Here is a 12,310-nt window from a genome sequence, read left to right as displayed (position 1 = left end):
ATGCAAAAAAAATTTATACTGTTAACAATATTTTTAATATTACTGACAGTAAAGAGTTACTGCATTGAAGAAATAATCGAAATAAACACTGAGATACAAACAGAAAAATATATTCCCTTTTTACTAAGTAAAGGAATAAGTCAAGTAGAAGATCTTGTAAAATATACATTAAAAATGAATCCCTACCTTGAAGCTGAATATGTTAAAACAATTGCACAAACCTATATAGATGAAGCAATAATTGAAGGAATAAATTACGACATTGCCTATGCTCAAATGCTACTTGAAACGGGTATTCTAAAATTTAATGGTATTGTCTCTAAAGAACAACATAATTTCTCAGGCATTGGTGCTACTGACAATTTTACAAAGGGAAATTCCTTCTCTAACATTAAAGAAGGAATAAGAGCACATATTCAACATTTGAAAGCTTATGCTTCAAGACAAAAAATAAACTCCAATATGGTCGATCCCAGATTTTACCTCGTGCAAAGAGGATCTGCTCCAACAATATATGATCTAACTGGCAAATGGGCAAAAGATCAGTTCTATGATAAAAAGCTAAAGAAAATATTACTTGGATTATTAGAATTTGACAATGCAAAACAATAAGGATACTATATTAAATATATTAGAATCGATATACAATAAATACAATAAACGCAAATTTGTTCATCCAGATCCACTAGAATTTTTATACAAATACATAGAAAAAGAAGACATTGAACTTGTAGGACTTATTAGCTCTTCACTTGCACTAGGAAGAGTTGAGATAATATTAACCGCAATTGAACGTGTTTTAGCCCCACTTGGAAGCAAGCCTTCAGAAATGCTTAAAATGCTTAAAAAGGAAGACTTAGATACAATATACAAAGACTTTACCTATAGATTTTTCAAAACAAAAGATATTGTAAAACTATTAATGTCTTTTAAGAAAATACAAGAAAAATACTTAACAATTGAGAACTTACTCTATAAAATTTACAAAAGAAATAAAAACTTCATATCGAGTCTAGACGAATTAATAACACAAATGGAAAATATCAATGGACAATCATTTGGCATACTACTTCCAAAACCTTCAAAGGGAAGCGCATGCAAGAGACTATTTCTATTCTTAAGATGGATGATCAGAAAAGATGAGGTTGACTTAGGAATTTGGGATAAATTCAGCCCATCAAATTTAATAGTTCCAATGGATACTCATATGAAAGGTATCTCATCCAAACTATTTAACCTCCAAAACAAAAACAATGTAAGTCTTAAAAGAGCAATAGAAGTCACAAAACATTTTGCAAAAAAGAATAAAGATGATCCTGTAAAATATGATTTTTCTTTAACACGGTTTGGAATAAACAAAAAATTTAATAAAGCAGAATTATTTACAAACATTTTCACACTTTAAATACTAAACATTCAAATACACAAAAAAATTCTCAAATCTGTTCAAATATATTTTTAAAAAACTTAAACTTATCTCACAGTATATAAAATAACGTCATAAAAACCTTTATCAATAAAAAAATATACAAAATACTAATAATCTCCTTTAAAAGCATTTCCTAAAATCCTAATGCCTTCAAGAGTCAAGTGAATATTAGATACAAAATCCACACTTATTAAAGGTAAAACCAAATAAGAATTTCCACCTGTAATTACCAATTTAAATTCCTTATCATAATTACCTATAAGTTCACGATACACGCCTTCTATTAAATACTTATACTGATAAATCACACCACTATTTACACTATCAATAGTTGATAAACCTAGCAATTTTTTTGGTACTAAAAGATCAAAATCCTTTAAAAGATAGGCATTCTGAACCAACGAATTCAAAATTGTGAAAGGTCCCCCATTAATAAGGCCACCAAGTATACCTTCTTTCCTGCCAATCGCAAAAATGGTACAAGCTGTTCCAAGATCCGCTACTAAAGCATTATCAATATTATAATACTCAATAGCGCCAACAAGATTTGCAAAAACATCTGACCCTAATACAAATCGATCACTATTATAAAGATTAAAACTTAAGTTATAACTTAAATCAAATCTAATAAACAAAGGCTTGACCTTGTAAAAGAAAGCAATCACATTCACAATTACTTCATCAATAACGGGAACAACACTACTTATAAACACCTGTTCAACCTTGTAGTCAAATTTAGCTTTAAGAAACTCATAAAGTTCTTTAAAACTCAAATCATGTCTTGTCCTAAGCTTGCAAAATACCTGAATTTTATCCAACCTATACAATGCAAAAGATAGACTTGTGTTCCCGATATCAATAATTAACTGAACTTCACTAACAAGTTTACTCACCAACATTCCTAAGTACCTTTACACCATCAAATCTTAAGAGAATATTTGTATCATCAGGTTTCTTAGGTGTGATTTTTAAAACCAACATCTTACTATCAGAATAATATCTCCATCCATCAGAATAGATGTAAAATTGAGGATCTGTAAACCAATCAATATTCCTAAACTTCACCAAGGTAGGATTTGAAACACCTTTAAAAAAGAAATACCCAGGAAAATTGAAATTAAGATTAAAATCAATAGAATAAAAAGAATTAGAAACATTAGAACTTACAATTTTGGAAGCAGCATACATCCAATGTCCAATTCCAAGTTTTGGTAACAAACTAAATTTTGGAATATAATCATTATCAACAATATCAGCATAATAGTTTTCATAAGGAATCTTTGCGATCTCAGCCCTAAGTAAAGAATAATAAATAGCATTAAAAGCAAATTCCAAAATTAAATCATCACCTAATCGAGAAGCAAGTCTTTTAAGCAAGCCAGCAATCTTAAGTGTATATTCATAATCACCAGATAAGTCACTCTTATTACTAAGAACATACGCTTCTCCATTACTAGTTACAGAAAATAAAGTAGATACAAATTTAGTTAACTCTTCTTTCAGATTCCCAAGTACAAAATTATCGTTATCAAATTGCAAGAATATGATATAATTAGAAAGCACATTATAAGCTTGGGTTAAATTAAATCCAGAAGTCAATATTAACTCTGGTTTCCTTAAAATTTCTAATGCACCATTTAAAATAGAAGCATTTTCAGATAAAAAAATTTTCTCCAAAAGGTATGCATCTTCTTTTAAATATCTTAAAAGTTTATCTGACTCAAGCGAACTAATAAAAGTTTGATTTACAGATAAATACTTAAAAAACTTATCGAGTTTGTCTGCATCAACATAATAACTTGCACTTAAATATGTTAAACGATCTTCATTAAGCTTTATTAAAGATTTAAGCTTTGACAAAGTGGCCTCATAATTAGGCCTTGTCAAAGACTCTGCTAAAAGATAAATAAAAATATCTTCATAAAAAAAATATACATTATCTCTAAGCCATCCACCCTTCTCAACACTAAAGCTTGACTTGCTACTCCATGCATCATAGGCTTTATCTCTAAATTTAGCCAATTCTGAGTTAAAAGTCTTTTTATCTATCTTCTTAATTAATGAATACACAACCTGAGAATCTATATTTAAAGAAATATCCTCAGATAGATCTTTATAGGATTCATGAGAAATCAATTCATCTGAAATTTTAGGTTCTTCAATCAAACTTCCAATCTGGAAAACTTCTTGGGGACTAACTAAAATTTCTCTCTCATTCATCTGACTATGGTTTCCTAAAACGACCTCAAAACGACCACCCACACCCTTAATAACAATATTTTCATCAAACAAAACTTTATAATCACTCTCAACTTCATAATTCATCAGCAGTTTTTTAGAAAGATTCGAACTAACATTAAAATTATTATTTGAATCAAATGAAAATAACAAGAAAATATTATTTTCAAAATAAACATGCACTTCATTGCCCTGAACTTTATAAGAAATGGGATAAAGATGTAGTCCATTCGAAGGGATAATAAGAGGTTTGAGTTTAGATAAATTTATCTTAATGCCTCTTATACTAAGGATAAGACTATCTAAAACATATTGACTATCTTCAACCTTATTGTTAACTAATAATTTTAAATCCTTTAATAAAAGGACATTTACACTTAAATCTCTAAACTGAATAAAAACAATCAAAAATAAAAACAGAATACCAATTAATAAGTAAAAAAAACTTAAACTGAAATATTTTTTCATATCTTTCAATATTAATAATAAAGAATTAAAATATCAACATCGGTTGTATAAAAGCAAAAAACTTAATAAAATTAATAAAATGAACACAAATAGGAGTGAAAAAAATAAATGAAGATTCCAAAAAATTACATCCCAGGAACAAATCCATATAAGTCTCTTCCTAAAAAACCTATTATGGAATCAAAAAAACAAGAAAAAATAAATGCAGAAATCATGAATTCACAAGAAAAAATACTGAAATTATACATGAGAAGATTACAAAAAAAAGATCAAATAATACTTCAAAACTTCATCATGGAAGGACACAAAGTAGGTTCTAAAATCTTTAACAACTTGTCAAGAAATTTAAAAGAAATAATAACTATAATGAATATAGAATCTCTAAAAGTGCTGCTTAAAAATACAAGAAATCCCATTAAAAAACTTTATATCAAATTTTCAGCTTGGACACTAAATAAATTATTAAAATCTATTAACACACAAAACATCACACAAGAAAAAAGACATCTAAAAAAATTTAAAGAAAAAAGAAAATAAATAATTCTCACTCCCCAAATAACTAAAAAGAATATTTCAAGCCCATCTTTTAACCTACAAAAAATTTAACTGTTAAATTCAAAAGTTACAAAACATGTATAGCCTAACCATTAATATTAATTAAGAATAAATTCCAAAATAGAAAAATCATCTCTAAACACATTATATCTTGACAAATTTAACATCTTTTCATAAAGACGCACTAAAACGAAATCATCTAAATCACATGAACTTTCTTTCAAAATATTATAAAAATCATCAATAGACATTATTATATTTTGCTTATTTTCAATTTCATACACACCATCACTAAAGAGTAGAAGATGTGAAAACTTACTCAATAAACATTCATTCTCCTCACAAGAATATATCTCTTCAATCCCAAGAACCGATCCTCTTGTTTTAAGATAAATATTCCCTTGAGAACTTAAAACAACAGCAGGTGGTGCCCCTGCTGTTGCAAACTTTAAACGTCTTGTCTTTACATTTAAGACAACATACCACAATGTAATAAACAGATCTCTTTTAAACTTAAAAAAATAACTATTAACATATCTTAACACTTCAGAAGGACTTATATTATTATTACAAATAACATAAGAATTAATAACATTTGAAACACTAAGAGATAAAAGTGCAGAAGTTACTCCATGCCCTGCAACATCTATTAAATAGATTATTAGATTATCATCATTAACAAAATGATAACTAAAAAAATCGCCCCCAAACCTTTTTGATGGGATAAAAATCCAATTAGATTTAAAAAATTCGTTCTCCATCTTCTTGGGCAATAAATTTTCAATGTAATTCCCAGCTTCAATTAACTCCCTTTCAAAATACTCTTTAGAACGAAGTACAAGATCTAAATATTTTTGTCCCTGTCCTACAACCTTTTTTTTTCAAGAAAATCACTTATTTTAATATCTAGTAATAATAAATCTAAATTTCTTAAAAAATAATCATCAACTTGCTCTTCAATAAAAGTTTGAATAATCTCTCTCTTATTGATATTAGAAATAACAATAACAGGAACAAGCTCATAAATACTATTATTTTTAATACTTTTAAGTAAATTTAAAATCAACTGTAGATCGTTATCCGAACTTAAATCAAGAATAATTAAATTATAAAAATTATTACAGAACAATATATTAAATAAGCTAACAGTATCTGCAGATACAACAATATAATCTCTTAAAATCAAATGATCTGTAAGTTTTTTACTATAAACACTATCACATGAAAAAATCAATATCTTATGTCTATCTTTATTTAAATCTTGTTTAAGCTTACAAACAGAAGAGAGATCAACATTTTCAAGCCCAATCTCTACATAAGATATTATAGATGAGATCTTACAAGCAAGTGCCTTAAAAAAGACAATACTAGAATCTTTAAGATCACTACAATGCATAGAATTGTCTATTAATTCCAAAGATAAATATAAATAAGAAATCAAATCACATTTCATACTTTTAATTAGAAATTTGCCTAAAGTTAAGTCTTTAGAACCTTCGAACTCTCTTTGAAACTTACTAGCAATCTCTCAAGTTAATTCAAAACAACTTGTAATATCATCATAAAAATATATAGGAATTTCTTTGTAAAGCTCATAAGAAAGAGTATTATTGATAAGTAAAAAAACTTCCTCTAATTTTAAACTCAATTCATCTAATATGCCAACAACATTATTACTATTCATCCTCAGTTAACACAACTTTTGCAATAGGGAAGTAAAATATCATTACCAAAAGCTTTTCTAGAAACTTTAACTACCATAGCTCCTTGTCTTCTTTTATACTCACTACTAGAATAGAGATTTAGTACCTTCATGACCACTTCTCTTCCAAAATATTCATAAAGTAACTCCAAAGGTTCATTTTCAAACAAATATTGACTTAATATCTCATCCAGAACTTCATACCTAGGCAGAAAATCACTGTCTTTTTGATCAGGTCTCAACTCAGCAGAAGGCTCTTTTGTAAGAATATTAACAGGGATAACTGCTCTACCTTCTTTTAAGTTAATATATTTTGCAAGATTATAAATATCTCGTTTAAATAAATCGCCAATCAAAGCAATTCCACCACAAGAATCACCATAAAGAGTACAATAACCAACAGCAATTTCACTTTTATTGCCTGTATTTAAAAGCAAAGACTTATTTGCATTACTATAAGACATTAAACAAAGTCCCCTAAGTCTGGCTTGAAGATTCTCTTCAGTAACTCCCTTTGTGTTAAAATACCCATCAAAAAATTTCAAAGCAAATTGAAAGAATGTTTCAATGGGCATATCAATTAACTTAAATCCCAATTGCTTAGCAAGTTCCCTTGCATCAAAAACAGATTCTTTTGATGAAAACCTACTAGGCATAGAAATACCAACAACCCTATGAGCCCCTAAAGCAATACATGCAATATACGCAACAAGCGCAGAATCAATTCCTCCAGAAACACCTAAATGAACTTTATCAAACCCAGAAAGATCAACATACTCTCTTAAACCACTCACCAATGCCCCAATAAGTCTATCAAAAATCCTAGATTCAGAGTCAAATTCTAAATCATGAAATCCTTCATTACATAAAATATCCTCTTCAAATCCCTTGGCCTGTTTTATCTGTCCATACTTATTAATAAAAAAGCTCAGACCATCAAATACAGTTGAATCACAAACACCACATAAATTGGCATAAGCAACTTGCACATTATGCGTTAAAGTCACTTCTTTAAAAAATTCAAGCCTTAAATTATTCTTATCACCAGTAAAATAAGACTTTGATGGCACTAAAAGATAATCGACTTTATTGCAAAACTCATCAAATTTTTCCTCAAGTCCCTGAAATAAAAGATCATCGTTCAAATTTAAGACAGCAATACTTTGACCCTTATAATCAAATAAAACTGGCACGTTGATTGATCTAGTTGTCAAGACAAATCGATGATCACTTACAACAGATATGCAATCTAATAATTTACCCTCATAAAAACCATAATGCCCAAATACAACACAAAGTCTATCATCAACTTGATCTTTTATAAAATCAAGGCAATCAAGAATTTTTTGCAAATATTCTGGTCTATGAAACAAATTTTCGTATTCAACACCCCCAACAAAAACAAAAGGAAAAACTAAAATATCAACTTTATTTCGAAGAGCATACTCACAATTTTTCTCAAACTCGCCCAAAATATGTTTAAAATTAAAAAGCTTACATTTCATCTGTACTATACATATTTTCACAAAATAAATAATAAGCAATAACATAAAAAATTACAAGAAAACACTAAGCCACACTTAACAATTTCTCAATCTCATACTTAATGTACATTGGAACCATCTTAGGTCTAATACCTACTTAACACCCTACCTGATCCGTCTATTAAATATTAAAATTTAGTAAACTTCCAATCAATATCTCCCTTAAACTTCTCTGGGGAATATCTTTTTAGATACTTATATAGAGGGTGAGCATACTCACCATTGACATTAACTCTAGCAAAAATAAGAAATGAAATATCATAAGCTGTATGACAAAACTTTAATATATCATTATTTGTCCCAGTCTCCTCCTGCAAGCCAAACTGATTACAAAGAAATCCTAATATTAAAACCCTCTCCTCTACGCTTATATATCCTGTAAAGCAATTCTAAATCACGATATTGCTCTGTATAACTTACAGTTACTTGCCACATAACTATAAGCAATACATTGAAAAGGTAGTCTAAAAAGAAATCTCAAGACCTGATGCAAAACTTACTCTAAAACCATACACAAACATCAAAACCCCTTAAACACACTTAGGCAAATCTCTAAAGAAAATAATTAAAGAAGAAAACATGCATTTTTTTTATTTTGACAAAAAAATACACATAAGAATTTATCAAGTTTGAAATATGTGTCAATATTATACTATTATTTATCAATAGTCAAAATATAATCTTTTAAAAATAATTAAAATGAATCAAATTCAAAAAAAATACCTTAAAGAAAAAATTTGTAAAATATTTTTTTAAAAGATAAAATGCTTTATAAGAGGAGGCTAACGTGGAAGAAAAGGAAAAATGTGAGGAACCTGAAAAAATTAAAGAACAAAGACATGATACACTACCAAATCAAGACAGTCCCAACATGGAAAAAAAAGTTGCTGAACTAGAAAATGAAATCTCAAATCTAAAAGATTTATATCTAAGAAAACAAGCAGAATTTGAAAACTTTAGAAAAAGACTTGAAAAAGATAAAGAAAATTTTGTTAAATTTGCAAATGAAAACATAATGAAAGACATAATTAATTTTCTAGACAATTTAGAAAGAGCAATAGATTCATCAAAACAATCAAAAGACTTTGACACCTTATTATCAGGAATCAGCATAATTGAAAATGAAATACTCTCAAGTTTTGATAAAAAATATAATCTAAAAAAGTTTGGCAAGCCGGGAGAAGACTTTGATCCAAGTCAACATGAGGCAATAAGCATAGAAGAAAAAAAAGGGGTTAAGACCCCTGAAATCGTAGAAGTATACCAAAAAGGATACTGCTACAATAATCGAGTATTAAGAACTGCAAAAGTTAAAGTTGCACAAAGTAAAAATTAATATTAGCAATCAAAAATAAAGGAGGCTTTATATGGGAAAGATAATAGGAATTGATCTGGGAACAACAAATTCATGTGTAGCCATAATGGAACATGGAAAACCTGTTGTAATACAAAACTCAGAAGGAGGCAGAACTACCCCGTCAATTGTAGCTTATACAAACAAGGGTGAACGACTTGTAGGACAAGTAGCAAAAAACCAAATGGTTACAAATCCTGAGAACACCATATATTCAATTAAAAGATTCATGGGTAGAAGATTTGAGGAAGTTGCAAGTGAAATTAAAATGGTTCCTTATAAAGTAGAGAAAGGACAAAACGGAGATGCTCGTGTAAACATTTCCAATATAAAAAAACAAATGTCACCACCTGAAATATCAGCTGCAACTCTTACCAAAATGAAAGAAACAGCTGAGGCCTATTTAGGAGAAAGGGTTACCGAAGCCGTAATTACTGTTCCAGCATATTTCAATGACGCACAAAGACAAGCAACAAAAGATGCTGGAAAGATTGCAGGTCTTGACGTTAAAAGAATTGTTAACGAACCAACAGCTGCAGCTCTTGCTTATGGAATTGAGAAAAAAAATGAAGAAATAGTTGCTGTTTACGATTTAGGTGGTGGAACATTCGATATCTCAATACTCGAACTTGGAGATGGTGTTTTTGAAGTTAAATCAACAAATGGAGACACCCATCTTGGAGGGGATAATTTTGATGATGAAATCATCAAATACTTAATCACTGAATTTAAAAAAGATAATGCTATTGATTTATCAAACGATAAAATGGCACTCCAAAGACTTAAAGAAGCAGCAGAAAAAGCAAAGATAGAACTATCAGGTGCTCAAGAAGCATCAATTAATCTTCCATTCATCACAGCCGATGCAAATGGACCTAAGCATCTACAGTACACTCTCACAAGGGCAAAATTTGAACAAATGGTAGATCATCTAGTGCAAAAAACAAAAGAACCATGCCTCAAAGCTATTAAAGACGCTGGACTTAAAGATTCTGATATCAACGAAGTAATACTTGTTGGAGGCTCCACAAGAATACCAGCAATTCAAAAAATTGTAAAAGAAATATTTGGACAAGAACCAAATAAGGGTGTAAACCCTGATGAAGCTGTTGCAATAGGAGCCGCAATTCAAGGTGGAATCTTGACAGGAGAAACTAAAGACATGGTACTCCTTGATGTTACACCTCTCTCCCTAGGTATTGAAACACTTGGTGGAGTTATGACAAAACTAATTGAAAGAAACACCACAATTCCTACCAAAAAGAGTCAAGTATTCTCAACAGCAGCAGATAACCAAACTTCTGTAGACATTAAAGTCTTACAAGGTGAACGCGAAATGGCATCACAAAATAGAGTACTGGGTAATTTCATTCTTGATGGAATACCAGCAGCACCAAGAGGAGTTCCACAAATAGAAGTGAGCTTTGATATTGATGCTAATGGAATAGTTCACGTCTCTGCTAAAGATATGGGAACTGGAAAAGAACAAAAAATTCGAATTGAATCATCATCAGGACTATCTGAAGAAGAAATTGAAAGAATGGTGAAAGACGCTGAAGCTCATGCTGAGGAAGATAAAAAACTAAAAGAAAATATAGAAGCAAAAAACATAGCTAATTCCTTAATATACCAAACAGAAAAATCTCTAAAAGAACATGGAGATAAAATAACAAATGAAGATAAGGAAAACATTGAAAATAAAATAAAGGAACTTAAAAATGCACTAGAAGGGGCAGATGTGTCTTCAATTAAATCCAAAACAGAAGAACTTCAACAAGCTTCTTATAAAATATCCGAAATGCTGTATAAAGACTCTCAAGCCAGTTCATCATCTCAAGGCAATGCTCAAAACAATCCAGGTAATGAAAGCAAAGAAGCTGATTACGAAGTTGTTGATGAGGATAAGAAATAGTGAAAAGAGATTACTATGAGGTTTTGGGGCTCTCAAAAGGAGCCTCAAAAGAGGAAATAAAAAAAGCATATAGAAAAATAGCTATCAAATATCATCCTGACAAAAATAAAGATAACAAAAATGCTGAATCTATCTTCAAAGAAGCAACAGAAGCTTATGAGGTCTTAGGAGATGACAACAAGCGTGCTCAATACGATCGATTTGGGCACACAGCTTTTGAAGGCGGAGGAACCTCAGGATTTAGTGGATTTTCTAGCGGATTTAGTGGGTTCTCAGACATTTTTGAAGATTTTGGAGATATCTTTGATTCATTTTTTACTGGAAAACGAGGACAAGACAGAAGTCAACATCATGAAAAAGGTCAAGATATAACATACCAAATAGAAATATCACTTGAAGAAGCTTATTTAGGTTATAAAAATAACATTAATATTACAAGAAATATACTATGTGAATCTTGTTTTGGAAAAAGATCTGAAAAAGGAACCAGTCCTTCAATATGCAACATGTGCAATGGGGGTGGTCGAGTAATACAAGGAGGAGGTTTTTTTAGAGTAACAACTACATGTCCAAAATGCTATGGAAATGGAAAAATAATATCAAATCCTTGCAGATCATGCAAAGGCACTGGAAGTCTAAAATATAAAGAAACGACCGAACTAAAAATCCCAGCAGGCATTGATGACTCTCAGCAAATAAAAATTAGAGGCAAAGGTAGCGTCAACCCCGACAACCAACAATACGGTGATCTCTATATAAGAGTATCAATAAAACCACATAAAATTTTCAAACGAAATGGAAAAGACCTATACGCAACTCTCCCAATAAGCTTCACTCAAGCAGCACTTGGAAAAGAGATAAAAATAAAAACAATAGCAGAAAAAAAGATTGCAATAAAAATTCCAAAGGGTATAGAAAATGACGAACAAATTATCATCAAGAACGAAGGTATGCCAATACTACACACAGAAAAATTTGGAAATCTCATTTTAATTATCAAAACCAAAATTCCTAAAAATTTAAGTTACCATGCCATTCGTTTATTGGAAGATTTAAGCAAGGAAATTAATGATATTGATGAAGTCACCTTAAACAAGGTTTAGTTAAA

Annotated in this window: 13 protein-coding genes; 6 read left to right on the top strand and 7 right to left on the bottom strand. The window is 29.8% G+C overall.

The genetic code is table 11. From position 1 onward, the window contains the following. Both bcCo53_RS02645 and bcCo53_RS02640 read left to right on the top strand, forming a co-directional pair. Positions 1-612, top strand: coding sequence for a glucosaminidase domain-containing protein (locus bcCo53_RS02645; protein ID WP_025408143.1), 612 nt, complete (start codon positions 1-3; stop codon positions 610-612). Beyond that, on the top strand, positions 599-1,405 hold the full coding sequence (locus tag bcCo53_RS02640) for a TIGR02757 family protein (RefSeq protein WP_025408142.1): 807 nt from the start codon (positions 599-601) through the stop codon (positions 1,403-1,405). The genes bcCo53_RS02645 and bcCo53_RS02640 overlap by 14 nt, the downstream gene beginning before the upstream one ends. Before the next feature lie 131 nt (positions 1,406-1,536). On the opposite strand, the gene bcCo53_RS02635 is transcribed toward bcCo53_RS02640, so the two are convergent. Beyond that, positions 1,537-2,325, bottom strand: coding sequence for a type III pantothenate kinase (locus bcCo53_RS02635; RefSeq protein WP_025408141.1), 789 nt, complete (start codon positions 2,323-2,325; stop codon positions 1,537-1,539). Beyond that, positions 2,315-4,135, bottom strand: coding sequence for a hypothetical protein (locus bcCo53_RS02630; protein ID WP_028328324.1), 1,821 nt, complete (start codon positions 4,133-4,135; stop codon positions 2,315-2,317). Before bcCo53_RS02630 ends, bcCo53_RS02635 begins: the two co-directional genes overlap by 11 nt. A 108-nt stretch (positions 4,136-4,243) precedes the next feature. Between bcCo53_RS02630 and bcCo53_RS02625 the strand changes: the two genes are divergently transcribed. After that, positions 4,244-4,672: a hypothetical protein gene (locus bcCo53_RS02625; RefSeq protein WP_028328325.1), complete on the top strand. Its 429-nt coding sequence runs from the start codon at positions 4,244-4,246 to the stop codon at positions 4,670-4,672. A 116-nt stretch (positions 4,673-4,788) separates the two neighbouring features. Here the strand turns inward: bcCo53_RS02625 and bcCo53_RS02620 are convergent, their stop codons facing one another. The 5 genes from bcCo53_RS02620 to bcCo53_RS08880 form a co-directional block, all read right to left on the bottom strand. Then, entirely contained in the window at positions 4,789-5,451 is a 663-nt protein-coding gene (locus bcCo53_RS02620; RefSeq protein ID WP_245580763.1) for a PP2C family protein-serine/threonine phosphatase, read from the bottom strand. Positions 5,452-5,555: 104 nt separating this feature from the next. Further along, on the bottom strand, positions 5,556-6,143 hold the full coding sequence (locus tag bcCo53_RS02615; protein WP_241766542.1) for a hypothetical protein: 588 nt from the start codon (positions 6,141-6,143) through the stop codon (positions 5,556-5,558). Between the two features lie 75 nt (positions 6,144-6,218). Further along, entirely contained in the window at positions 6,219-6,374 is a 156-nt protein-coding gene (locus bcCo53_RS02610) for a hypothetical protein (RefSeq protein ID WP_241766541.1), read from the bottom strand. A 2-nt stretch (positions 6,375-6,376) separates the two neighbouring features. Further along, a complete protein-coding gene (gene nadE, locus bcCo53_RS02605) occupies positions 6,377-7,918 on the bottom strand; it encodes an NAD(+) synthase (protein ID WP_025408139.1) in 1,542 nt (513 codons plus the stop codon). 146 nt (positions 7,919-8,064) lie between these two features. After that, complete coding sequence (locus bcCo53_RS08880) at positions 8,065-8,253, bottom strand: thioredoxin domain-containing protein (protein WP_051428650.1); 189 nt, start codon at positions 8,251-8,253, stop codon at positions 8,065-8,067. Positions 8,254-8,759: 506 nt separating this feature from the next. On the opposite strand from bcCo53_RS08880, the gene bcCo53_RS02600 reads away from it, so the two are divergent. Genes bcCo53_RS02600 through dnaJ form a run of 3 tightly spaced genes read left to right on the top strand, consistent with a single transcriptional unit; the run spans position 8,760 to position 12,305 of the window. Beyond that, positions 8,760-9,272 (top strand): nucleotide exchange factor GrpE, encoded by a 513-nt coding sequence (locus bcCo53_RS02600; protein ID WP_241766562.1) that lies wholly within the window; start codon positions 8,760-8,762, stop codon positions 9,270-9,272. Positions 9,273-9,303: 31 nt separating this feature from the next. Beyond that, complete coding sequence (gene dnaK / locus bcCo53_RS02595) at positions 9,304-11,202, top strand: molecular chaperone DnaK (protein WP_025408137.1); 1,899 nt, start codon at positions 9,304-9,306, stop codon at positions 11,200-11,202. Beyond that, positions 11,202-12,305, top strand: a complete 1,104-nt coding sequence (gene dnaJ / locus bcCo53_RS02590) for a molecular chaperone DnaJ (protein WP_025408136.1) — start codon at positions 11,202-11,204, stop codon at positions 12,303-12,305. The genes dnaK and dnaJ overlap by 1 nt, the downstream gene beginning before the upstream one ends. The last annotated feature ends 5 nt before the right edge of the window (positions 12,306-12,310 follow it).

It is taken from the genome of Borrelia coriaceae (assembly GCF_023035295.1).
Taxonomy (GTDB): domain Bacteria; phylum Spirochaetota; class Spirochaetia; order Borreliales; family Borreliaceae; genus Borrelia; species Borrelia coriaceae.
The sequence above is the reverse complement of the archived record's forward strand: the minus strand, read 5'-3'. Positions and strand labels throughout refer to the sequence as shown.

Coding starts and splice junctions, on each gene's coding strand:
- bcCo53_RS02640 (WP_025408142.1), top strand. CDS start 599: ATGCAAAACAATAAGGATACTATATTAAATATATTAGAATCGATATAC.
- bcCo53_RS02615 (WP_241766542.1), bottom strand. CDS start 6,143: ATGAAATGTGATTTGATTTCTTATTTATATTTATCTTTGGAATTAATA.
- bcCo53_RS02630 (WP_028328324.1), bottom strand. CDS start 4,135: ATGAAAAAATATTTCAGTTTAAGTTTTTTTTACTTATTAATTGGTATT.
- dnaK (WP_025408137.1), top strand. CDS start 9,304: ATGGGAAAGATAATAGGAATTGATCTGGGAACAACAAATTCATGTGTA.
- bcCo53_RS02620 (WP_245580763.1), bottom strand. CDS start 5,451: ATGGAGAACGAATTTTTTAAATCTAATTGGATTTTTATCCCATCAAAA.
- bcCo53_RS02610 (WP_241766541.1), bottom strand. CDS start 6,374: ATGAATAGTAATAATGTTGTTGGCATATTAGATGAATTGAGTTTAAAA.
- bcCo53_RS02645 (WP_025408143.1), top strand. CDS start 1: ATGCAAAAAAAATTTATACTGTTAACAATATTTTTAATATTACTGACA.
- bcCo53_RS02625 (WP_028328325.1), top strand. CDS start 4,244: ATGAAGATTCCAAAAAATTACATCCCAGGAACAAATCCATATAAGTCT.